The sequence below is a fragment of the Tenacibaculum litopenaei genome (assembly GCF_964514025.1).
In the GTDB taxonomy this organism is placed as follows: domain Bacteria; phylum Bacteroidota; class Bacteroidia; order Flavobacteriales; family Flavobacteriaceae; genus Polaribacter; species Polaribacter litopenaei.
This window is the reverse complement of sequence record NZ_CAZEQT010000009.1, coordinates 44,801-67,468: the sequence shown is the minus strand read 5'-3', so window position 1 is coordinate 67,468 and position 22,668 is coordinate 44,801. Positions and strand designations below refer to the sequence as shown.

Annotated in this window: 25 protein-coding genes; 11 read left to right on the top strand and 14 right to left on the bottom strand. The window is 38.7% G+C overall.

Features of this window, described 5'->3' with window-relative positions; translation table 11 throughout:
• Positions 1-417: 417 nt before the first annotated feature.
• Positions 418-1,077 (bottom strand): hypothetical protein, encoded by a 660-nt coding sequence (locus tag ACKTS5_RS18525; RefSeq protein ID WP_408045381.1) that lies wholly within the window; start codon positions 1,075-1,077, stop codon positions 418-420.
• Positions 1,077-1,334: a hypothetical protein gene (locus ACKTS5_RS18520; protein ID WP_408045380.1), complete on the bottom strand. Its 258-nt coding sequence runs from the start codon at positions 1,332-1,334 to the stop codon at positions 1,077-1,079. The genes ACKTS5_RS18525 and ACKTS5_RS18520 overlap by 1 nt, the downstream gene beginning before the upstream one ends.
• 454 nt (positions 1,335-1,788) lie before the next feature.
• On the opposite strand from ACKTS5_RS18520, the gene ACKTS5_RS18515 reads away from it, so the two are divergent.
• The gene (locus ACKTS5_RS18515; RefSeq protein ID WP_408045379.1) at positions 1,789-4,224 is read left to right on the top strand and encodes a DUF4114 domain-containing protein; all 2,436 of its coding nucleotides are present in this window, start codon (positions 1,789-1,791) and stop codon (positions 4,222-4,224) included.
• 62 nt (positions 4,225-4,286) lie between these two features.
• Here ACKTS5_RS18515 and ACKTS5_RS18510 read toward each other — a convergent pair whose 3' ends face one another.
• Positions 4,287-4,631 (bottom strand): arsenate reductase family protein, encoded by a 345-nt coding sequence (locus ACKTS5_RS18510; protein ID WP_408045378.1) that lies wholly within the window; start codon positions 4,629-4,631, stop codon positions 4,287-4,289.
• Between the two features lie 48 nt (positions 4,632-4,679).
• Between ACKTS5_RS18510 and ACKTS5_RS18505 the strand changes: the two genes are divergently transcribed.
• The 5 genes from ACKTS5_RS18505 (at position 4,680) to ACKTS5_RS18485 (ending at position 8,182) form a co-directional block, all read left to right on the top strand.
• Positions 4,680-5,135 (top strand): DinB family protein, encoded by a 456-nt coding sequence (locus ACKTS5_RS18505; RefSeq protein WP_408045377.1) that lies wholly within the window; start codon positions 4,680-4,682, stop codon positions 5,133-5,135.
• A 32-nt stretch (positions 5,136-5,167) separates the two neighbouring features.
• Complete coding sequence (locus ACKTS5_RS18500; protein ID WP_408045376.1) at positions 5,168-6,316, top strand: cystathionine gamma-synthase; 1,149 nt, start codon at positions 5,168-5,170, stop codon at positions 6,314-6,316.
• A 311-nt stretch (positions 6,317-6,627) separates the two neighbouring features.
• Entirely contained in the window at positions 6,628-6,999 is a 372-nt protein-coding gene (locus ACKTS5_RS18495; RefSeq protein ID WP_408045375.1) for a Fur family transcriptional regulator, read from the top strand.
• A gap of 50 nt (positions 7,000-7,049) precedes the next feature.
• Positions 7,050-7,643, top strand: a complete 594-nt coding sequence (locus ACKTS5_RS18490) for a TetR/AcrR family transcriptional regulator (protein WP_408045374.1) — start codon at positions 7,050-7,052, stop codon at positions 7,641-7,643.
• A 53-nt stretch (positions 7,644-7,696) separates the two neighbouring features.
• Complete coding sequence (locus ACKTS5_RS18485) at positions 7,697-8,182, top strand: acyl-CoA thioesterase (protein ID WP_408045373.1); 486 nt, start codon at positions 7,697-7,699, stop codon at positions 8,180-8,182.
• A 74-nt stretch (positions 8,183-8,256) separates the two neighbouring features.
• Here the strand turns inward: ACKTS5_RS18485 and ACKTS5_RS18480 are convergent, their stop codons facing one another.
• From ACKTS5_RS18480 to panB, 5 genes are read right to left on the bottom strand one after another with little or no spacing between them, the layout of a single operon-like run.
• Positions 8,257-8,526, bottom strand: a complete 270-nt coding sequence (locus ACKTS5_RS18480; RefSeq protein ID WP_408045372.1) for a TM2 domain-containing protein — start codon at positions 8,524-8,526, stop codon at positions 8,257-8,259.
• Between the two features lie 32 nt (positions 8,527-8,558).
• Positions 8,559-8,948, bottom strand: coding sequence for a VOC family protein (locus ACKTS5_RS18475; RefSeq protein ID WP_408045371.1), 390 nt, complete (start codon positions 8,946-8,948; stop codon positions 8,559-8,561).
• The gene (locus ACKTS5_RS18470; RefSeq protein WP_408045370.1) at positions 8,945-9,409 is read right to left on the bottom strand and encodes a DUF1801 domain-containing protein; all 465 of its coding nucleotides are present in this window, start codon (positions 9,407-9,409) and stop codon (positions 8,945-8,947) included. Before ACKTS5_RS18470 ends, ACKTS5_RS18475 begins: the two co-directional genes overlap by 4 nt.
• 28 nt (positions 9,410-9,437) lie before the next feature.
• Entirely contained in the window at positions 9,438-10,373 is a 936-nt protein-coding gene (locus ACKTS5_RS18465; RefSeq protein ID WP_408045369.1) for a 2-hydroxyacid dehydrogenase, read from the bottom strand.
• Between the two features lie 13 nt (positions 10,374-10,386).
• The gene (panB, locus tag ACKTS5_RS18460; protein ID WP_408045368.1) at positions 10,387-11,205 is read right to left on the bottom strand and encodes a 3-methyl-2-oxobutanoate hydroxymethyltransferase; all 819 of its coding nucleotides are present in this window, start codon (positions 11,203-11,205) and stop codon (positions 10,387-10,389) included.
• Positions 11,206-11,332: 127 nt separating this feature from the next.
• On the opposite strand from panB, the gene ACKTS5_RS18455 reads away from it, so the two are divergent.
• From ACKTS5_RS18455 to ACKTS5_RS18435, 5 genes are all read left to right on the top strand, one after another.
• Positions 11,333-11,806, top strand: a complete 474-nt coding sequence (locus tag ACKTS5_RS18455) for a nuclear transport factor 2 family protein (protein ID WP_408045367.1) — start codon at positions 11,333-11,335, stop codon at positions 11,804-11,806.
• Positions 11,806-12,726, top strand: a complete 921-nt coding sequence (locus ACKTS5_RS18450; RefSeq protein WP_408045366.1) for a TolB-like translocation protein — start codon at positions 11,806-11,808, stop codon at positions 12,724-12,726. The genes ACKTS5_RS18455 and ACKTS5_RS18450 overlap by 1 nt, the downstream gene beginning before the upstream one ends.
• Before the next feature lie 15 nt (positions 12,727-12,741).
• Positions 12,742-13,314 carry a sigma-70 family RNA polymerase sigma factor gene (locus tag ACKTS5_RS18445; protein ID WP_408045365.1) on the top strand — a complete coding sequence of 191 codons (573 nt, stop codon included), beginning with the start codon at positions 12,742-12,744 and terminating at the stop codon, positions 13,312-13,314.
• A 3-nt stretch (positions 13,315-13,317) separates the two neighbouring features.
• Positions 13,318-13,578, top strand: a complete 261-nt coding sequence (locus ACKTS5_RS18440; RefSeq protein ID WP_408045364.1) for a hypothetical protein — start codon at positions 13,318-13,320, stop codon at positions 13,576-13,578.
• A 113-nt stretch (positions 13,579-13,691) separates the two neighbouring features.
• On the top strand, positions 13,692-14,333 hold the full coding sequence (locus ACKTS5_RS18435; protein ID WP_408045363.1) for an O-methyltransferase: 642 nt from the start codon (positions 13,692-13,694) through the stop codon (positions 14,331-14,333).
• 18 nt (positions 14,334-14,351) lie between these two features.
• On the opposite strand, the gene ACKTS5_RS18430 is transcribed toward ACKTS5_RS18435, so the two are convergent.
• The 6 genes from ACKTS5_RS18430 to ACKTS5_RS18405 all read right to left on the bottom strand — a co-directional run bounded on the left by ACKTS5_RS18430 (position 14,352) and on the right by ACKTS5_RS18405 (position 22,578).
• Positions 14,352-14,633 (bottom strand): Sec-independent protein translocase subunit TatA/TatB, encoded by a 282-nt coding sequence (locus tag ACKTS5_RS18430; RefSeq protein ID WP_408045362.1) that lies wholly within the window; start codon positions 14,631-14,633, stop codon positions 14,352-14,354.
• A 92-nt stretch (positions 14,634-14,725) separates the two neighbouring features.
• Positions 14,726-15,019 (bottom strand): FoF1 ATP synthase subunit delta/epsilon, encoded by a 294-nt coding sequence (locus tag ACKTS5_RS18425; protein ID WP_408045361.1) that lies wholly within the window; start codon positions 15,017-15,019, stop codon positions 14,726-14,728.
• A 14-nt stretch (positions 15,020-15,033) separates the two neighbouring features.
• Positions 15,034-16,545 (bottom strand): F0F1 ATP synthase subunit beta, encoded by a 1,512-nt coding sequence (gene atpD / locus ACKTS5_RS18420; RefSeq protein WP_408045360.1) that lies wholly within the window; start codon positions 16,543-16,545, stop codon positions 15,034-15,036.
• Between the two features lie 179 nt (positions 16,546-16,724).
• The gene (locus ACKTS5_RS18415; RefSeq protein ID WP_408045359.1) at positions 16,725-18,083 is read right to left on the bottom strand and encodes an OmpA family protein; all 1,359 of its coding nucleotides are present in this window, start codon (positions 18,081-18,083) and stop codon (positions 16,725-16,727) included.
• 118 nt (positions 18,084-18,201) lie between these two features.
• Positions 18,202-19,395: a glycine C-acetyltransferase gene (gene kbl / locus ACKTS5_RS18410; RefSeq protein ID WP_408045358.1), complete on the bottom strand. Its 1,194-nt coding sequence runs from the start codon at positions 19,393-19,395 to the stop codon at positions 18,202-18,204.
• Positions 19,396-19,446: 51 nt separating this feature from the next.
• Positions 19,447-22,578 (bottom strand): UvrD-helicase domain-containing protein, encoded by a 3,132-nt coding sequence (locus ACKTS5_RS18405; RefSeq protein WP_408045357.1) that lies wholly within the window; start codon positions 22,576-22,578, stop codon positions 19,447-19,449.
• Between the last annotated feature and the right edge of the window lie 90 nt (positions 22,579-22,668).

Below are 22,668 nucleotides of genomic sequence, written 5' to 3'. Positions count from 1 at the left end.
ATTCCTAAATGTTGCGGTTACGCAAAAACCAGTTTTAATCAGTGAAGGAAGAAAACTACATTTTTTCCTCTCTAAATTGTACTCTAAAAACGTTGATTTTAGCGTTGAAAGATTCCACTGAAATATTTATGCTATTATTATCAAAATAGCTGAGTATAGGAAATTTTGAGTTAGTTTCTTATTAGTTCTTCGATTTGTTTGGTTCAGTATTATTTCCCATGCAGACCTTTGAAATTGCATCGAGCAGTTTCACTTTTCTGAAAAGACTAGTTTTTTGTGGCAGTAAAGTGAAATCACCGTTACAATGTACATCGGCAAAGAGAAATTATAGCATTGCGAAGAATGCTAGGTACAGCACTTCGTAGCAATTAATAATATGTCCTAATGGGTTTATTTATAGTTTTTTATAGGTTTAAATCATCGTATTTTATCATAAAGTTTATAAGTAAATCCATTCATTCCTTCATTTAGTAGGGTGGAGAGTAATCGTTCGCTAATAAGTGTGTTGAAATCAAATAACTGTGTTTCGTAAACGTCGTACTGGGGAAATGAGTTGGTAAATGATAATTGCTCCCATTTGATTTCTTGATACCAAGGAAGTGATGCATCTATTTCCTTTAGTTGTTCAAGATCTAATGATAGGTCAATATTTGAAACGGGTTCATTGGGTATTTTTTTTATGTTGTATATTGATGCTTTTGATATTGTTTTATCCAGTTGTGAGAAGAAAGATGTTACAATAAAATGAAACCAATAGTATTCAAGTTGTTTCCCTTTGTGGAAAACACATATAGGGTACAACTTGTAGGGAGGAAGATTAAATTGACAGAGAATACGTTTAAAATTTTTACTAATAATCATTCCAAAGTTAACATTTCGTTGAATAAAGTCTGTGGGATTTGCTTTTTTATGTATGGTCAGTTCTAAGTGTGGCGAAAAATTAGGGAATTCATTTGGGTTAATTTGCCAAAATCCATTAGGTAAGGAAGGATCATACCCCTTTTTGAATGTAGTTTGTGGATAATGTCCAATAACGGTTAAATTGCTGTAATCCCAGTCGATGGTATAATAGTTCATTATATCAAATTTTTAAAAAATTCATTTAGATTTAATCCTGAGTTTTTTGCTAAATCAATATATCGTAATAATTGAGGAATAAGCTGTATTTCTAAAAATTCCATTGATTTTTCTGGTGAAAAGTTAGGTTTTTTTCGAACGAATTCATCTAATTTTTTCTGAACAAAGGTATCATAAGCTGGGTGATTTCCATGAATACCAGTGCCTGTCAATTTTTTGAATTTTTCAAGAGCAATGCCATTAATCTTAGAATTCATATGAAATCCAGCTTTTGCTGCTTTTTTAATGATGGTTCGTTCGGTGTATTCAGGTCTCTATTTGATTATTGATAGGAAGGAATCTAGAGTTTAAATTCTCAACCTTTTTTCAAAACATGGCAGAACAGTTATTAAAGTTAACTGAAAACTGTCGTGTTGGAGAGGAGGTGTTGTTAACAACAGTTCTAATAGTTAGGGGAATACCTCAGGTATTTTCGTTGTAGTGCCGAGAGGCATTCTAAAAGCGCGCTAAGGAGTGTATTTTCTCAATTTTATACAATAAAGTTATGATTTTGTAGTGTTTTGTTAAAAGTTGTTGGGTGTTGATTATCAGTGTTTTGTCTGGATAACACGAATTTTAATCAGTTTATCGATAGAAAACTGCAATTCACCGAAAATCAATGAGTTAAATAGTGTTGTCCTTGTAATTTTGAAATTATCAAAACCGTGTATTATGAAAACAACTCTATTCTCAATCATTCTTATATTAAGTTTCTGGGCTGTCCCCGCTCAAAACTTTAATTACCTCGGAACTTACAGTTCCAACGGTACTCCAGATTACTTGGAAAGTCCAGGTGACAACGTTTCAACAGAAACGCTCGAACTTATTAACAATGCATTACCCGAAACCTTTCAGGTTCCCAGTTATAATCCACATTATATTACTTCAGGTTACGACAGTGATATTTTTGTAACGCAACAAACAGATGTATTCATGACCTTCGTTGACGAAGGAGCTGGTTTTCGAAATGTGATTGGTTTTTATACCTACGATCTTAATAATCCGCCAACAACGGCTCCAGAAGCAGAAGATATTACGATTATCTTTCCAAACAATTCTAAACTCGGAAGTGGAGGAGGATTGCAGGCTGGTGATAAGGTAAAACTCGGAACCTTTGATGCAGGTACTGGTATTGGTTTTGTGGTTTTGGCGAACGGGTGGAATGGAAGTCGAGTTACCAACGGGTACTGGCGTCTATTTTCGAATCCGAATTTTAATCCAGAAAGTGACATCTCTAAAAGACACCACAATGTGCTGATCAAAGATGACGATCACGAGTTGGTAATTCTGGGATTTGAAGATATCAACAGAGAGCATTCATGGTGTGATCATGACTTTAACGATGCACTTTATTATATTACAGCAACCAATTACAGTGATATCACGACGACCAATGTAATTAGCTCGGATACATCGACAGATGTGTATACAGCCAACCTTGGAGGGTTTGAAAGTAAAGGAGACCTCACAGGTAAAATGGCGTTGAAAAATATTTCTCGTTTGAAAGCAAGCGAAAAACAAGCGAGTACCAAAGCAAGACAATCAGCTTTGAAGAGCTACGCACAACGTGGGATGGGACTGGATAATTATTTCCCAGAAAAAGGAATGTTCGAAGTAGAAGAAGCCTTGGTGTCTACCTCTTCTGACCCTACGGCCTATTCCAACGCAACAGATGTATTTTCTGTCGATTATTATCTCAACAATGAACGAGTTTCAGCAGGTTTGGTAACCACAACAGATGCTAGAATTTACGATCATTCTAAACATATTTGTGACCGTTTAAATGGTTCGATACTCAAAGATGTACGTCCTGTAGTAATCAACAATCACAGAGTTATATTCTCGATCATCAAAAGAGCGAATGGCGCTATAGAATACACCGTGAGTTTCTCAATCAAGAAGGGAGCCTCTGAAAATACGCTGTATAGCTTGTGGAATATTGGTGATTATCCGGCAGGTGACTACATCAACTTCCAACTTTGGGGGAATTCAATGGGACAAGTAGCGCACTTGGTGCGTCATATTACAGGGAAATTAGCAGATGAAAAGACACTCGTATCCAATGCAGATGTGGACAAGTACATTCCGACGGTGTTTGTGAGTGCAGCAACCTATAGAAATAAAAAATTGAAAATTGATTTTATCAATAAATCGAAAACCAATCAGGTTACGATCAACGCAAATATTCGTAAATCAGAGCAAGCAGCTTACAATAATTCGGAACAAACAATTCCATTGACAGGAGCCTTTTATCAGTCAGTTGAGTTGGATACAGGATTTATGTTTGACGGTGGTTTTGCCATCATCAATAAAGACAATAACTCAGCAGATAATGTTTACCTCGCTGATGGTACTTGGGGATCGGATTACGATGCCGCGAAGGTGACATTGAATAAATTTGAAATTTTAGAACAGACAGAAGACCTGAGTACGGATGTTTATGAAATGGAGCGAAGTGTAGCGGTAGCTGCGGAGACGAAAGGTGTGTTTAATGTGTTCAGGTATCCAAAACCAGGAGATTTGTCGATGAATACCAAACAGTTTGAAAGTGTTCAGTTTAACTTGAAAAGTAATGTTGAAATTGAAGTATCGTTGGTAATTCCAAATCTCGATAAGTGGGAAAACAGGTGGAAGTATACCGTACCAGCAACTTCCGATGAGACCTTAATTAGCATTGATTTTAGTAAGTTCGAAAATCCGGGAGGTAAAAACAATGGTACCATTAATGAAATCAAAATGGTGATGTTCTCGGTGAAAGGAACAGATGCAAACCCTGTAAACTTTGCTTATGATGTCAAAAACTTAGCATTCAAATCATCTGGAACTTTATCAACAGATGAGGTAGTATTAGAGGCAACATCGGTTGTAAATTATCCGAATCCATTTAGCCAAACTACGTTCATACAGTTGCCACAAGCAGCAAATAAAGCAAGTTTATCTGTGTATGATATGCTAGGAAGACAAGTATTTGGAGCCGTCCTTCCAACTGTTAACAATGGGAAAACGATAGAGTACAATTCACCAAAAGTAACTCCAGGTGTGTATTTCTATCAACTCACAGATGATAACAAGCGTAAATACAAAGGGAAATTTATCATAGAAGAATAAGAAGAAAGAGGGCAGAGAATGAAAGGAAAGAGAGTATCGGTAAAAGGATGCTCTCTTTTTTATTACAAGGCGTTTTGTAAATTTTCGATAACCTTTTTGCTATTTCCAATAAAAATGTTTCCATCTACCAAGAATACCGGGCGCTTTAAAAAGGTATACTGTTCAAGTAAGTACTGTTTGTAGTCCTCTTCGGTAAGTGCTTGATTTTTTAAATCCATTTCGCGATACAATTTCGCGCGTTTGTTAAAGAGGGCTTCGTAACTCTGGCTAATAGCATACATTTCTTCCAACTGATCAGCGGTGATTGGGTTCGATTTTATTTCTTGTTTTTCAAAGCCTTCTAAGGGTACTTCTTTGAGTATTCTTCTGCAAGTGTCGCAGGTTTGTAAAAAATAAACTTTCTTCATTTTATATCAGTCTTTAAATAATATATTTGAGCTAAAATAATCAGAAAAATGGATTCACAATTTAAGGTATTAAAAAAATCGAGAGAACTCGTTTTGCGTTTAATCGATGGATTGACATTAGAACAGTTACACGTTATTCCAACCGGATTTAAAAATAACATCGCTTGGAATGTAGCGCACTTGGTAGTTACACAACAGTTGTTACATTACAAATTATCGGGATTAGCTTGTTTGGTACCTGATGAGTTGATTGAAAACTACAGAAAAGGAACGGCTCCAACAGAAACGTTTACAGAGGAAGCATTTGAGGAAGTAAAGGACTTATTACTCGGATTGCCAGATACCTTGCAAGAAGATTTTGAAGCCGGAATTTTTACTGAGTATACTACCTATGAAACGAGCACCGGTTTTGTGTTGGACTCTATAGAGACAGCCTTAGCCTTTAATAATTTGCACGAAGGAATCCACCTCGGTGTGATTATGGCTTTGCGAAAGTTGGTGTAATGTTTTGTAAATTTGTAGACTAAATGAACGATATGAAATTTAATACAAAAACCATACATGGAGGACAAAAGCACGAAGAAGCCACTGGCTCAGTAATGCCTCCAATATTTCAAACCTCTACTTTTGCTCAATCGAGTCCAGGGGTTCACAAAGGATATGAATATTCAAGAGCGGCAAATCCGACAAGAACAGCATTAGAAGATGCTTTTGCAGCAATTGAAAATGGAACTCGTGGGTTCGCTTTTTCTTCGGGATTGTCTGCCGTAGATTGTGTATTGCGCTTGTTAAATCCAGGAGATGAGGTAGTCACAGGTGATGATTTGTACGGGGGTACCTACAGAATGTTTACCCGCTTATTTAGTAAGTACGGATTGAAATTTACTTTTGTAGATATGAATTCCGTTGAAAATGTAACCGAAGCAATTACGGATAAAACGAAATTAGTTTGGTTAGAAACTCCTACCAATCCGTTGATGAAAATTGCGGATATTGCCGGAATAACAGCGGCAGTAAAGGCAGTGAATTCGGAGATTATGGTTGCAGTAGACAATACCTTTGCAACACCTTATCTACAACGTCCTCTTGATTTAGGAGCGGATATCGTGATGCATTCAGCTACCAAGTACCTCGGAGGGCACTCTGATTTGGTAATGGGAGCATTGATGGTAAAAGATGCTGAACTCGCTGAAGAGTTGCACTTTATTCAGTTTGCAGGAGGTGCAGTAGCCGGACCTATGGATTCATTTTTAGCTTTGAGAGGTGTAAAAACACTTCACTTACGCATGCAGCGTCACTGTGAAAACGGGAAAGCAGTTGCAGCGTATTTGGTTAAACACCCGAAAGTAGCTGAGGTGTACTATCCAGGGTTGGAATCACATCCAAATCACGAAATCGCTAAGAACCAAATGGATGATTTTGGAGGAATGGTCTCTTTTAGATTAAAAGATGAAAGTCAGCAAGCAGCCTTTACCTTCCTTGAAAATACAAAGGTATTTACCTTGGCAGAGTCACTTGGTGGTGTCGAAAGTTTGGTTAACCATCCGAGTACGATGACCCATGCTTCTATTCCTGAACCAGAGCGTTTAAAAATCGGAATTACCGATTCGTTAATTCGCTTGAGTGTTGGTGTAGAGGATATTGAGGATCTCTTGGGAGATTTAGAAGCAGCCTTGGCGAAGTAAGTCATTAAAAAGTATAGAAAAGCGCATCTGAAAAAGATGCGTTTTTTTTGCTCTAATTCTTTGGAAATCTCATAAGTATGTATATATTTGCAACCAAGTTGCTTTTATAGTGTGTAAAAGTAATAGCAGAAGGCAATGTTCCCTATGAATTAGCTTTGTTTGGGTTTGAAGTTAATCAATTTTTTTATTGTCTAGAAGAGTGCCGTTTCCACGGCACTCTTTTCTTTTTAAGGTGGAAGTATTTTCCTAGAGTAGCTACCAATAGTTTTTGTTATTTTTGTTACTGAAGAACGAACAAAATTTGATGAAATATGAGAAAAACAGCTTCGTTACAGGCAATTCGTGCCTATTTGGGGAATAAAAGTACCGCGGTTAGTGCCGTTGAATTAGTCGATCATTTTTCGGAACGCTTTAATAAAACAACTATTTATCGTGTATTGACTCGGTTAGAAGATGAAGGAGAGGTTCATTCCGTTTTGGGAAATGATGCGACGATGTACTATGCCATGTGTCATTCGAAGTGCTCTAAAGAGGCACATCACGATCAACACGTGCACCGTCAATGTCGCAGTTGTGGCGAAGTTTCCTGCGTTGAGGTCGCCATTCCTGCATTGGAAGCTATGGACTTTCAAGTGGAAGAGGCCAAGGTATTGTTAATTGGGTTGTGTAAAAATTGTCAATAAAAAATATACCAAGTGGTATATTTTTGTATATTTGACTGGAATTGAATCAAATGTCGAAGGCAGCAAGAACAAAAGCATTTATCATTGAGACCGTAGCGCCGATTTTTAATAAAAATGGCTATGCGGCCATGAGTTTATCGAAAATTACGGAAGCGACCGGCTTAACCAAAGGGGCTATTTACGGTCATTTCGGAAATAAAGAAGAATTGGCTATGGAAGCCTATAGGTATTCTATTCGACGCTTTTTTATGCAGTTAAACGCCGTCGTAAACCAAGGAGAGAATTCTTTGGAAATGTTGTTAAAGATCGCTGATTTTTACTTGGATTACTACGAGTATAGTAAAGAGTTTGGTGGATGTCCGATTTTGAATATCGGAGTGGATTCTGAACATCAAAAAACAGGTATAGGAGATTTGGTACGAACTTATAACCAGCGAATTCTCGACAAGTTTAGCGCATTGATCGAACGTGGTGTTCAAGAAGGGGTAGTCGTGGAATCAGCGGATGCCATGCTGTACGCAAGGCGTTTTTTCTATATGATAGAGGGAGCAGTGTACATGACCTATATTATGAAGGATAAAAATTATTTGACGGAAGTTGCCCAAGCCATGACCGATATGATTCACAAAGAATTAAAGAAGTAAATTTTTTTAATCATAAATATACCGATTGGTATATTTTAAAATAAGAAATAACGATGGAATTGAAGAAAATTTTAGAAAGCAAGACGAAAATAAGATTTCAAGACTGTGATCCTTTTAATCATTTAAACAACGCAGCGTATTTTAATTATTTGATCAATGCGCGTGAGGACCAGGTGTTACAGCACTACGATTTGGACGTGTATGCTCACGGGAAGAAAACCGGAAGGAGTTGGGTGGTGGCGTCTCATCAGATTGCCTATGTACGTCCGGCCTTATTAATGGAAACGGTGACGGTAACAACTCAGTTAATCCACTTTAACGAAAAGAAGTTGTTGGTAGAAATTAAAATGTGGAATGAAGATAAAACGGAACTCAAGGCCGTGATGTGGAGTTCTTTTGTGTATTATAATTTGTTACAGCTTTCAGCTGATAAGCATTCAGAAGAATTGATGTCACTTTTTGAACAGGTGGTAGCACCGGTTAAACAAACAACTTTTGAAGAGCGCATGAGTGATTTGCGCTTGCAAAAAGTGTCTTAACACACATCAATAACGGTCATAAAAAAAGAGCAAGTTTTGGGCAACTTGCTCTTTTTGTATGGTGAAAGCTCAGTTTAAAACCAGCCTTTGTGATTGTTTTGATAGGTCGCTATAAATTCTTGATCAGATTTTGACAGATAGATGATTCCTTCGATAAAAGGAATGATCGTTGCTAAACCACAGGTGCAGATGTTGGCAACAATTTGAATAATGCCTTCCTTAGTATAGCCTAAAATGAATTTGTGAATGGCAAAGTACCCGAAAAGAATTCCCATTATTCCTGCTAAAATTCGTTTACTTTCCTGTTGTGGGATAGGATTCCCGTTGTTGTCTAGTATTTCCATTTAAATTTTCTTTTTACAAATAACGTAAAATATTATAAAAATGCCTCGTCTTTGGGTTCCCAAAGTTCAATTTTAGTTCCGTTGTTATCTAGTATCCAGGCAAATTTCCCATATTCGTATTCCGCTCGCTTATCGAGTACCTGTACACCTTGACTACGCAAATCTTCAAGGAGTTCTTCGAGGTGCTCAACGCGATAATTGATCATGAATTCTTGCTTTCCAGGTTCGAAGTACGCAGTGTTTTTAGGAAAAGGACTCCATTGGGTGGAAGCCTTGTTTCCGGCATGATCTTGCCACCAAAACGTACAGCCCCAGTCGTCTACCGGAAGTCCGAGGTGTTTTTGATACCACGCTTTGGTGGTTGCTGGATCGTCGGTTTTAAAAAAGACGCCTCCAATCCCTGTTATTCTTCCTTTTTTCATTTTTTGTGTTTTGCGAGGTTTTCTTCGTAAATAGTAATCCACTGTTCAGGAGTGAGTTTTCTAACCAACTCCCCTATAAGTGCATAAGGAATGTCATCAATTTTTTTGAATCGAACACAACTCTTGCCCATATCTAGTTTCCTACTACAGTGTTGGGGGTAGGCCGCTACAAACCAATCGTGAATTTCTGGCACCGCGTAAAGGCCACTGTGGTATAGGTTTATAGAGTTTTTTTGCGAGGCAAAGTTCATAAAGGGCAGTGGCTCCTTAGGATTACAGTGATATCCTTTAGGATAGCGGCTATGAGGAACGTAATACCCAATCATCCCGTATTGGATGCCTTCTTCGAATCCTTCAGGTAAATTGGTACGTATGGTTTCACGAAGTTTACGGAGCGCTGCTTGTCGCTCCGAAGGTACTTGTGAAATATAATCTTCTGGACTTGTAGCTTCGTATTTCATGGGTTGTGAATTAGGAAGCTACAAGTTACTAAAATTTTTCTTTGATTTTTGAGGCGATGGTTTGAGCGAGCTTTACATTACTCTCATGGGTCCATCCAGCTACATGCGGGCTGAGTAGCACATTGTCAGCAGTGACCAAGTAATCGAAGGCCGGTGGCATGCTTTCTTTGATAAATAAATTTTCAAAAGACTTTTTTTCGTATTCCAACACGTCCAATCCGGCGCCTAAAATTTGCCCCTTGCGCAAGGCCGAAACCAAATCAGAGGTCACTACGGCACTCCCGCGAGCGGTGTTCAGTAGCCAAAATGGTTTTTGAAAACGCTGTATAAAAGATTCAGAAATCATATGCTTGGTTTGAGGAGTTTGAGGGGTGTGTAAACTCAAAACATCCGTCGCTTGAAAAAGCGCTTCTAATGACACCTGTTGAGCGTTCTCATCACCAACACCTGCTTTGATATCGTAACACAGAACAGTTACGTCGAAACCACGGAGTTTTTTAGCAAAAGCTTTTCCCATATTTCCGTACCCGATGATGCCCACCGTTTTTCCGTCTAGTTCAATACCGCGGTTTGCTTCGCGTAGCCATTGCCCATTGCGGACTTCTCTATCGGCTTTATTTAACTTATTAAACAGCGATAATAACATCCCTAAGGTGTGTTCACCAACGGCATTTCTATTCCCTTCAGGAGCTGAAATCAGTGTTATACCTCTTTGAGCGGCATAGTCTGTATCTATATTTTCCAAACCAGCACCTACGCGCCCTATAAACTTGAGCTTCGTAGCGCAATCGAGAAAGGTAGGGTCTATGGTAAAACGACTGCGAATAATGAGTCCATCGTAATCGGCAATGCGTTCCATGATGGATTCTTTTGATTCTTGGTACGCTTCGTCATTTTGAAATCCGTAGTCGCGGAGTTCTTGTAAGAGTACTGGGTGGTTGCTGTCGACATGTAAAACTTTCATTGCAGTTCGCTGCTTAGTATTGTTCATTTTCATTCGGGAAATCCAATGATTTTACATCGCTGATGTAATTTTGGAAGGCTTTGGTCATTTCGGCGTACAAGTCTAAGTATCTACGAAGGAAACGAGGGCTAAATTCGTGTGTCATTCCAATCATATCATGGGTAACGAGTACTTGCCCGTCTACACCACCACCGGCACCGATTCCGATCACGGGAATGGTTAAGCTTTCAGCGACTTCCTGAGCGAGTTTTGCGGGTACTTTTTCCAGTACTAAAGCAAAACACCCGAGTTGTTCTAAGAGCTTAGCATCTTCTTTAAGCTTAGCTGCTTCCGCTTCTTCTTTAGCGCGAACAGTATAGGTTCCGAATTTATAAATAGACTGTGGAGTGAGCCCTAAATGTCCCATGACGGGAATTCCCGCGGTTAAAATTCGCGATACCGACTCTGCAATTTCACTTCCTCCTTCGAGTTTTACAGCGTGCCCTCCTGATTCTTTCATAATGCGAATGGCTGAATCTAAGGCGTTTTTTGAGTTTCCTTGATAGGTTCCAAAAGGTAAATCGACCACCACCAAACACCTGTGAATTGCTCTGATAACTGAGCTCGCGTGATAGATCATCTGATCGAGTGTGATTGGTAAGGTAGTTTCGTGTCCAGCCATCACGTTTGAAGCAGAGTCACCTACAAGAATTACATCGATTCCGGCACCATCTACTATCTTGGCCATGGTATAATCGTAAGCGGTAAGCATTGAAATCTTTTCCTTGTTCGCTTTCATCTCTACCAATGATTTTACCGTAACTCTCTTATATTGTTTTTTTGCTGTTGACATTAGTTTTTGAATTTTGGGTGTGGTAAAAATAGTCAAATTCCATCGATATTTCCCCCGTTAATCTTCTGTTAATTATATTTTTTACTGTTATAATTTCATTAGATTTAGCTCACCAAACTCAAATTTTATGCAAAAAATAAGTACCCTAATTGTAGCACTGATGCTGGTGTTAGCTGGCCATGCACAAGAGAACAAAGAAGAAGTGCAAATAAAGAATACGATTGAACGCTTTTTTGAAGGTTTGCATAAAGGAGATAGTAGCATCGTTGCAAAAACCTTGCACAAAGAGATCAAGATTCAAACGACATTTACGGATAAGTCAGGAGTGAAGCAACTTAAAACGCAATCGCGAACGAGTTTGTTGCGTGCAATTGCAAGTAAAAAACCCAAGGACGTTTATTTCGAAAAGTTATTGCGATATGACATTAAGATCGACGGTAATTTAGCTGCTGTTTGGACCCCTTATGAATTCTATTTTAATGGTAAGTTTAGTCATTGTGGCGCCAATTCTTTTCAGTTATTTAATAACAATGGCCGCTGGGAAATTATTTACTTGGTAGATATGAGAAAGCGTCAAGGGTGTCAATCAAACGATAATTAATGAGGAAGTTGTGGTTTATAGGGATGTGCATGCTAGTAATGAATGTACAGGCCCAAGGTCCGGTGCTCTTTGCGAAAGAGTTGTTTAACAACTTGCCAATGGTACGTGATTTATCACTGTCGCAAAGCAAGGATGAATTGTACTTTACGGTTGAGAGTTACCGAAAGGACATTTCGTTTATAGCCAGTAGCCACTTGGAAAAAGAGGGCTGGTCATCACCTGAAATCGTTGCCTTTTCCGGAAAGTTTAAAGACTTGGAGCCTTCGCTATCCCCTGATGGCCTGCGCCTGTTTTTTGTATCGAATAGAGCAGTAGGAGGGGGGACTAAAAAAGATATGGACATTTGGTATGTCCACCGCGTTGATACAAAAGCTCCGTGGTCTGCTCCCATACGGTTGGGGAATGCTATAAATACGGATCGGGATGAGTTTTATCCTGTCCTTACAAACAGTGGAAACTTGTATTTTACGGCGAACTATACCGAAGACACGAAAGGAAAGGAAGATATTTATTGCAGTCTATGGAAAAATGGTGCCTATCAAAAACCGTTTTCTCTGGGTAAGGCCATTAATTCGGAGAAATACGAATACAATGCCTATGTTGACCCTGCGGAAGAAAATCTGTTTTTTACGTCTTATGGTCGTGAGGAAGACTTAGGAAATGGTGATTTGTACTGGAGTGTCAAAAAGGACGGAGTATGGCAACCGGCAGTGCATTTGGGAGCGGAAGTTAACTCTAAGTATTCGGATTACTGTCCCTTTTACGACGCAGCAACAGGACGATTGTATTTTACATCGACGCGTAGCACCCCTTGGAAGCAGCGTTCCCAAGCCATTTCTATGAAAACTTTTTTAAAAGTATTAGGCGACCAGCCAAATGGCTTAAGTAGAATTTACTATGTCGCGCTAAATAAAAATTAATGTATATTTGGCACAATGAACCCAAACGAAAATAAATATAGTTTATCCCCTGACAAATGGGTAGATATGTACGCTGATTACCTGTTTAATTACGCGGTAGTAAGGGTAAATAACGAGGCCATAGCAAAAGATTTAGTGCAAGAAACATTTTTTGCAGGATTGAAATCGGCTAAGAATTTTGAAGGGAAATCAACAGAGAGAACGTGGTTAGTATCGATATTAAAGCGTAAAGTAATTGATTACTATCGAAAAATAAATTCAAAAAAAGGACAAGCTGAAGTAAAAGTAAACTTTTACGACAGTGGGGACAATGAAGGAAGTTGGTTAGAAGAACGCGTGCCTCAGTCGTGGAATAATCAGGCGGAGCAGCAGATTGAGAATCAAGAACTCAAAAGCCAAATTGACCGATGTATTGATGCGCTTCCGGAAAAATACGGAATGGTTTTTAGGATGAAAACGATTCAGGAGTTTGAAACGGAAGAAATTTGTAAGGAACTCGATATTACCCCGTCCAACTTATGGGTTATCATTCACAGAGCGAGGACCCAGCTCAGAAATTGTATGGAAAAGAACTGGTTTAATAAGTAAATTATGTTTAAAAGCTTTAAAATAACTTGTGATGAAGCGACGACCATCTGTGACAAAGCACAGTATGGTGAGGCTTCTTTTGTAGAGAAATTAAAACTGAATTGGCATATTTTAGTATGTAAAATATGTAGGATGTACTCACATCAGAACGGAATTCTGACCAAGGTGTACAAAAACCAAGCAGTTGAATGTAGATCTAAAAAGTTTAGCTTATCAGAGGATGATAAACTAGCTTTAAAACAAAAGATAAAAGAAATTAGTTAACAATATTTTTAGGTTTTTTCAAAAAAAACCATTTTTTGATTTTTTGTTAGATTGAAACGGAATTTGTTGTAAAGATGAATTCCGTTTTTTTAATTTTGTCCAAAAATAAAATTATGCACTTTTTACCTGAAGCAATCGATGAATACGCAGTACGTCACTCTCAATCTGAGCCAGAATTACTGCGACAGTTAACCCGAGAAACGTGGCAAACGGTACTGAATCCGCGTATGTTGAGCGGTGCTTTTCAGGGGAGGGTGCTCTCTATGATTTCCAAACTGATCAGACCCAAAACGATATTGGAAATAGGGACTTATACGGGCTATTCTGCTTTGTGTTTAGCGGAAGGTTTACAAGAAGGTGGAGTATTGCATACACTCGATAAAAACGAGGAGTTAGAAGAGCTACAGTACAAGTATTTTCAGAAATCTGATTACAGCGAGCAAATTCAGCAACACATCGGTTTTGCTTTGGATATCATTCCGACCCTAAACACGAAGTTTGATTTGGTGTTTATCGATGCAGATAAGTCCAATTATTTGAACTATGCGGAAATGATTATTCCTTTGATGAATAAGGGCGGGGTTATTTTGTCGGACAACGTGCTTTGGAGTGGTAAGGTAGTAGAACCCTTAGATCCTAAAGACAAGGATACGAAAGTATTATTAGCTTATAATAAGCTCCTGAATGAAGACGATCGTTTGGAAACGGTATTACTGCCTATTAGAGATGGTTTAACCATCAGTAGAGTACGTTAATGGAGCACTCGAAGGGTTTTAGCGGCTTCTTTTGATAGGTCCCGTTAAATCGTCTATATTTTCCTTTACCTTAGAAACTTCGTTGTTAATATCACTTACGATATCAGTGTCAATGCCGTGGTTTTTGGCACTGTTGTTAATTTCCTGCTTGATATCGTTGGTAGCATCTTTAATCTGACGCATTCCTTTACCGAGTGAACGTGCGATTTCAGGAATTTTATCGGCTCCAAATAGCATGACTACTACGGCGATAATGACAAAAATTTCTGGACCTCCAATAAATAAAAATACTGTACTCATAGTAGTGCAAAGATAACTAAAATCTGTGAAGTAGATTTAATAAAAAAGCCAAACCGGGAATGGTTTGGCTCTTTCATATAGTCTTAGGTAATTTAGTCTGCTAAGATAATTACCTTATTGTCTTTCATTTCAATAGTTCCTGACTTGATGGCTAAGGTTAAAATCTTATCATCAGCAGGTAACTTCTCGATGCTACCGTGTAAATCATCAAATGCAAGGTGATCTTGTGTATGTACGTGAACTTTTACAGTTCCTTGGCTTAAAATTGAAACTACCGGTGCGTGATTGTTCAGCATCTGGAAATCTCCATTAATTCCTGGTACAGTAACAGAATCAACTTCTGATGAAAATAAGATAGCCTCTGGACTTACGATTTCTAAAAACATATATAACTTGTTTTTTAAGCTTCCGCTAACATTTTCTCTCCAGCATCAATTGCTTCTTGAATTGATCCTTTTAAGTTAAATGCAGCTTCAGGATATTTATCTAATTCACCGTCCATAATCATGTTGAATCCTTTGATCGTATCTTTGATATCTACTAATACTCCAGGAATACCAGTAAACTGCTCAGCTACGTGGAAAGGCTGTGATAAGAAACGTTGAACACGACGCGCTCTGTGTACTACTAACTTATCTTCTTCAGATAATTCTTCCATACCTAAGATCGCGATGATATCTTGTAATTCTTTATAGCGTTGTAATAACTCTTTTACTTGTTGTGCACAGCTGTAGTGCTCATCTCCTAAGATTTCTGGAGTTAAGATACGAGAAGTAGAATCTAATGGATCAACGGCTGGGTAAATACCTAACTCGGCAATCTTACGAGACAATACTGTGGTAGCATCTAAGTGGGCAAAGGTAGTTGCTGGTGCCGGATCCGTTAAGTCATCTGCAGGTACGTAAACGGCCTGTACAGAAGTAATCGATCCTTTTTTAGTCGAAGTAATACGTTCTTGCATCGCTCCCATTTCCGTTGCTAAGGTTGGTTGGTAACCTACCGCTGATGGCATACGTCCTAAAAGTGCAGATACCTCAGATCCTGCCTGAGTAAAACGGAAGATGTTATCAACGAAGAAAAGTACGTCTTTTCCTTGTGCTTCACCAGCTCCATCACGGAAATATTCAGCGATCGTTAATCCTGATAAGGCAACACGTGCACGTGCTCCAGGTGGCTCGTTCATCTGTCCAAATACGAAAGTAGCTTTAGAGTCTCTCATTCCAGCTTTATCAACCTTCGTTAAGTCCCATCCACCATCTTCCATAGAGTGCATAAAGTCATCTCCGTATTTGATAATACCTGACTCTAACATCTCTCTTAATAAGTCATTTCCTTCACGAGTTCTTTCACCTACACCTGCGAATACAGATAAACCTCCGTGTCCTTTTGCGATGTTGTTAATTAACTCCTGAATTAATACAGTTTTACCTACTCCAGCTCCACCGAATAATCCAATTTTACCTCCTTTTGCATATGGCTCAATAAGGTCAATTACTTTAATACCTGTAAAAAGTACTTCAGTAGAAGTTGATAATTCTTCGAATTTTGGTGCTTGACGGTGAATTGGTAATCCGCTTTCACCAGTCTTTGGTAAGTCTCCAAGTCCATCGATAGCATCTCCAGTTACGTTGAATAAACGACCGTAGATATCGTTACCGATAGGCATTTGAATTGGGTTTCCAGTAGCTACTACTTCTTGACCTCTTTGCAAACCATCGGTAGCGTCCATAGAGATTGTACGAACTGTATCTTCACCAATATGTTGTTGAACTTCTAAAACTAAAGTAGACCCATCAGCTTTTTTAATTTCTAATGAATCATAAATCTTTGGTAATTCAGTATTTTCTGTATTAAACTCAACATCGATAACTGGACCAATAATTTGAGAAACTTTACCTGTTATTGTAGACATTACTATATGTAATTAAAGTTATTTAATTTGTTAAGTGAGTATTAACTCATTTTTTCAAGGTGCAAAGGTAATTTTTTAATAGCAATTTTAAAAATGATTGCTAGTATTTTTAAGAATAAAGCACAAAAAAAAGCCTCACGTGATGTGAGGCTTTGATTTTATTTAGTATAGATCGTAAATTACTTTACTAATTTGATCTCTACACGTCTGTTTTGTGCTCTACCAGCTCTAGTTTTGTTGCTAGCGATTGGATATTGCTCTCCAAATCCTTCAGATGATAATCTGTTAGCAGCGATCCCAGCCTTGCTTACTAAGTAATCTAAAACAGCCTTAGCTCTTTTCTTAGATAACTTTAAGTTAGTAGCTTCTCTACCAGCGCTATCAGTATGACCTTGGATGCTGAAGTTAGCTTTTGGATACTCCTTCATGATCTCAGCCATTAAATCTAATTTTCCAGTAACTCCTCTTCTAAATGAAGCTCTACCAGAGTTGAAGTAGATTGCTTTAGCGAACTCGTTTAATTTCTTGATAGCCTCTTTCTTGATTACAACTTCAGGACATCCGTTGTTAGAAGCAACACCTTTAACGTTAGGACACTTATCGTCTTTGTCTAATACTCCGTCTCCGTCAGTATCTGGCCAAGGACATCCGTTGTTAGCAGCAGGACCTGCAGTGTTAGGACACTTATCAGCGTTGTCAGCGATTCCGTCGCTATCAGCATCTGGACATCCGTTTAAAGATTTTAATCCAGCTTTAGTAGGACAAGCATCATCTTTATCAGCGATACCGTCTCCGTCAGAATCAGGACATCCGTTTAAAGCAGCTAAACCAGCAACTTCTGGACAAGCGTCATCAGAATCCTTGATCCCGTCACCGTCAGCGTCAGGACATCCGTTGAATTCTTTTAAACCAGCAACTTCTGGACAAGCATCATCCTTGTCATATACTCCGTCACCGTCAGTATCTTTTCCTCCAAACTTGAATACTAATCCAATAGAGTGTTGGAAGTGATCTTGTACTTTATCAGCAAATTCTTTCTTTGCTCCTGATTGGAAGTTTAAACCTAAGTTCTCGTTGAACCAAGTGTTAAATCCAACACCAGCATTTAAAGTTCCTTCACCTAAGTCACCTAACTTAGCGTAACCTCCCCCTAAATATACATAAGGATCGAACCATGCAGTATCACCAAACAAGTTGTTTAAGTCATACTTAACGTTCGCATCGATAGCCCAGTAAAGCTCATCCATGTCGTTCTCAGCACGGAAAGTTTCGATTTTGTTTAAAGAACCAGCTAATTGTAATGAGAATCCATCGTTTAAGTATCTGTCAACAGAAATTCTTGAAACTGATGGCAAGATGTTCCAGTCGCTAGTACCGATATAATCTTTTGCGTAGTCTCCAAATTTCTCTGGGATTCTAAAGTCAACCGCGTTAACTCCGAAACCAACTACCCATGGATTGTCTGAATCCTGTGCGCTTACCGTTCCAACTGTAGCGAACGTAAACAAAGCCATCACAGCTAATTTTAATTGTTTCATTATTAAAAATTTAAATTAAAAGTTCGTTTATATACAACGCAAATGTAAGTTGTTAAAACTTATTTACAAAAACAAATCTACAAAAACTTACTAGAAAAGCAAGTTTTTTGACCTATATCTATATTACTTTAAGCTCCTTACCAACTTTGATAAATGCTTGGATTGCTTGGTCTAAATGCTCTTTGTCATGTGCCGCTGATAACTGTACACGTATACGTGCTTGTTCTTTGGGAACTACCGGATAAAAGAACCCAATAACATAGATTCCTTCCTCTAAAAGTTTGTCTGCCATCACTTGCGAAAGTTTCGCGTCATATAGCATAACTGGAACTATGGCAGCATCAGCACCTACTAAGTCAAAACCAGCTTTTTCCATTTCAGTACGGAAGTAATTAGTATTCCATTCCAGTTTATCTCTCAATGAAGTGTCGTTCGATAATAGGTCAAAGACTTTTAAGGAAGCTCCTACGATGGCAGGTGCTAACGAGTTAGAGAATAAGTAAGGACGCGAGCGTTGGCGCAATACTTCGATAATTTCTTTTTTCCCAGTAGTATATCCACCCATGGCACCTCCGAGCGCTTTCCCTAAGGTTCCAGTAACGATATCTACACGACCGAGTACATTTTTGAGTTCCAAGGTACCGCGACCGGTAGCACCGATAAATCCTGCAGCATGACATTCATCTACCATCACTAAGGCGTCGTACTTGTCTGCTAAATCACAGATCTCATCGAGTTTGGCAACAATCCCATCCATAGAGAATACACCATCGGTAACAATAATTTTGAACCTGTGGTTGTTTTTGTTCGCTTCGATGAGTTGCTCTTCTAAAGCGGCCATGTCGTTGTTGGCATAGCGATAACGAGCAGCTTTACACAAACGAACCCCATCGATGATAGATGCGTGATTTAAACTGTCTGAAATAATAGCATCTTCTTTTGTTAATAAAGGTTCAAAAACCCCACCGTTGGCGTCAAAAGCAGCAGCGTATAAAATAGTGTCTTCTGTTTGGTAAAATTCTGCAATTTTTTGTTCCAATTGCTTGTGAATATCTTGCGTACCACAAATAAAACGTACTGATGACATCCCGAAACCATGCGTGTCCATAACGTCTTTAGCAGCTTGTATAACTTCTGGGTTGTTAGATAAACCTAAGTAATTGTTGGCACAGAAGTTAATAACCTGTTCTCCTGTAGCAATGTTGATTACGGCGTCTTGTGACGAGGTAATGATGCGTTCCGATTTATAAAGCCCAGCATCTTTGATGTCCTGGATCTCTTTTTGTAAGTGTTCTTTTATAGTTCCGTACATATTAAATGTATTTATGTTAAGTTGGATGTTTTGCAGGCCAAATGTACAGGGTTAAATTTCTTCAACCAAAATTTCTTCATCGATATATACCAAGAGTTTTTTGTGAATAGTGTACCCCATGGTTTGCAGTGCATGTGCGTATTTTAAAAGTTGTTGGTGGTATTGCTTTGAGGGCTTTCCCGTTTTGTAGTCGATAATAACAACACCTTCGCCGTGGCGGACCAAGCGGTCGGGTATGATAATTTGTTTGTCTACAGTAACGAGTTCTCGCTCATTAAACACAGTATTTGCATCTTTAAAGTAGTCTTGAAGTTGCGGGTGTGCGACAATCTTTTCTAAACTATCTTTAATTTTTGATCGTGTGCTTTTAAGGAATAATCCTTGTTGTTCATAGGTGTTAACAACAGGAGTGATATCCTCAGGAATAAAAATTTTCGAGAGCATTTCGTGCAGCAGGTTTCCAAATTTTACAGCTTCTTCTTGTTTGGTGTCCCAGAGTTTTGAGGCACTGGCAAGCATTTGTATATTGTGCTCATGCCATGGAGAAGAAATAAAAAGTTCCTGTTCCTCATTACTGGTATTTTCTTTGGGTTTCGTGCTTAACCGCTCGGGAGTACCGAATTCAAAAGAGGTTTGTTCGTCATTCCAACATTGCTGTTGTTTCAGGAAATTGATAAATAACCCTGAGTAATAATTCAAGTTTTCTCCAGTTTTTCCTATCCTCTTCTCAGTGATGATATAGAGCTGTTCTACAGGACGGGTCAAGGCTACGTATAGTAAATTGAAATTGTCCAATTCGAGCTCTTCTCGTTGAAAGTCATAGCGCTGCTTTCCGTGTTCACTAATAAAATTTAGCTCTTTGTTAAAAGGAATGAGGATCTCTTTAAAAGCGCCAAAACTAGGAGGAAGTTGATCTAACCAAATTTTAGGATTTATTTGTTGGTAAATGTCTAAATCACAGGGAAAAATCACTACGGGAAACTCCAGTCCTTTTGATTTGTGTATGGTCATGACCTGAACAGCATTGGCATTTTCAGGAGCGACTATACTGAGACTCTCCTTTTTGCGCTCCCAAAATTCCAGAAATTGTTGGATGTCGGTATCCTTTCGCTGTTGCTCTAATACGGTGTCTAAGAAAAATTGTACGTAGGCATCGGAGTTGTTGCTCAGTGAGAATACACGGATGAGCTCTTCCATTTTTTCGTAAAAAGGAAGTTGATTAAAATAGCTCAAGTCCAATTGAATACTATAGGGTTGTAAAGCGTCAAAAAACTCTTGGTGTGTCAAACGAATAAGCCTTGAAAAGAAGCTGTGTTTGTCTTCTGGGATTTTGAGGTGCTGATAGAGGAAAAATAATACTTCCAAAAGAGTTTCCTTATCCGAAGGGTAGAGTATGCACTGCAGTATATTGGTAATGAATCGAACCTTTTCATTACTGGCTAGCAAAAGTGTTTCTGACGATACGATTGGAATTTCGTGCTGAGCTAAGTAGTTGGCTACAGCAATTCCATCAGATTTTTTTCGAACAAGCACACAGATTTCCGATAAGTCGTAGGTTGTCTTTAATTGCTGAATGTGTTCTAAAACGCGTTCCGGATATCTCAGTTCTGGTGTTTCGCTCTGCGCAGCTGGGGGTACAAAGTCTAGTTGTACATAGCCGCCTTGCTTTTTGTTTTCTAATTGCTGATTTCCATCGATAAAAAGTTCTTGGTAGTCAGGGTTGTTGAGCAGTGATGCAACATGTTGAAAGAACTGGTTGTTAAACTGTATGATCTCACTGTAACTTCTGTAATTAGTGCTGAGTGTTTTAGTTTCTTTTTCAATAGAAAAAGGATTGTTGGTATAGCGTTGTCCGGTACCGAGGTTGATGAATTGTTCTGCTTTACCACCTCGCCATCGGTAAATAGCTTGTTTTCCATCACCCACTAGGAGTAGTTGGCTGTCTTCTTGAGCGAGTGCATTCCCAATAAGTGGGATCAAATTGTTCCATTGAAGTACGGAAGTGTCTTGCATTTCGTCAATGAAGTAATGTGTAAATCGCTGTCCAATTCGTTCGTAAATGAAAGGTGTGGGCTGCTGTTTGATATGGTCGGAAATCAGTTGATTGAATTCCGCATTTAGTCGAATGTTATGTTCTTCTTTTAGGTGGCTGAGTTCACTGTTAATATGGTTGAGTACCGCTAGCGGAATAATGCTCTTTAGGGTGAGCTCACAGAGTACGAGCTGTCCGTAAATGGCTTTGCTCGTTTGAAAGAGCTTGATCAGCTCGGGTAAAATAGTTTCGATTGCTCCTACTACTTCCGGACTGGCCGATTTGGTGTAAAAAGAGTTGGCTGCTATAGCCTTATCAATAGTTTCACTTCGTTTTTTGTAGTCGAATTTTTTTGAAAATTCACTGAGGTCCACTAGAAATTTAGGAAAAGTAGCTCTGATAAAGTTCTTGTGTTCGAGGTTTTGGCTTTCTATCAGTGCTAGTCCTATGCTTCCTAGTTGTTTGATGTCATGAGTAAGCTGTACTTTTTGGCTTTGTAATTCCTTGTGCAGTATGGTAAAGTCCTCTAAGGATTTTGTTTTGAGCCTTCGGAAGTGCTTGGCATCGTCTTCTGATAGGAGTATCCTTGAAATATCGTTCAGTTCCCTCGAAATATCCCACGATTTATCTTCGTCAGTTTTACTCAGTGCAAATTTGATGAGCAGTCGAGTAATGTCTTTGTCGCTACCGATCTTTGAAACCAATAAATCTACCGATTGTGCGAGCATGGAAACGGCGTCCATCTCGACTTCAAAATTTAAAGGCAACCCCAAATCAAACGCAAAACTTTTGACAATTTTATGGGTAAAACTATCGATGGTAGTAATGGAGAAAGCCGCGTAATTTTGCAGAATGACCTCTACTATTTTCTTGCTTTTTCGCTGTACGTGCTCCTTCGTTAAGGAGGTTTCTTTTAATATTTGCGTTAGCAAGTCATTGCTTTCCTCATTGCCAAATTCCTGTAAGTTTTTTAACACGCGTTCCTTCATCTCTCCGGCAGCCTTATTAGTAAAGGTGATTGCCAGGATGCGCTGAAACATGAATAGATCTTCTGATTGTAATAGGATTTTGAGGTATTCCTTAACGAGTGTAAAGGTTTTTCCACTTCCCGCAGAAGCATTGTAAACGGTAAAGGTAGAGGCTTGTTGCACCGGTGTAAAATTAATTAGGTTGAAAGTACTGCTTTTTTACGACTTGGCAAAGGTAGTGTTCGAGCAAAAAAAAATCTTACCGAAGTAAGA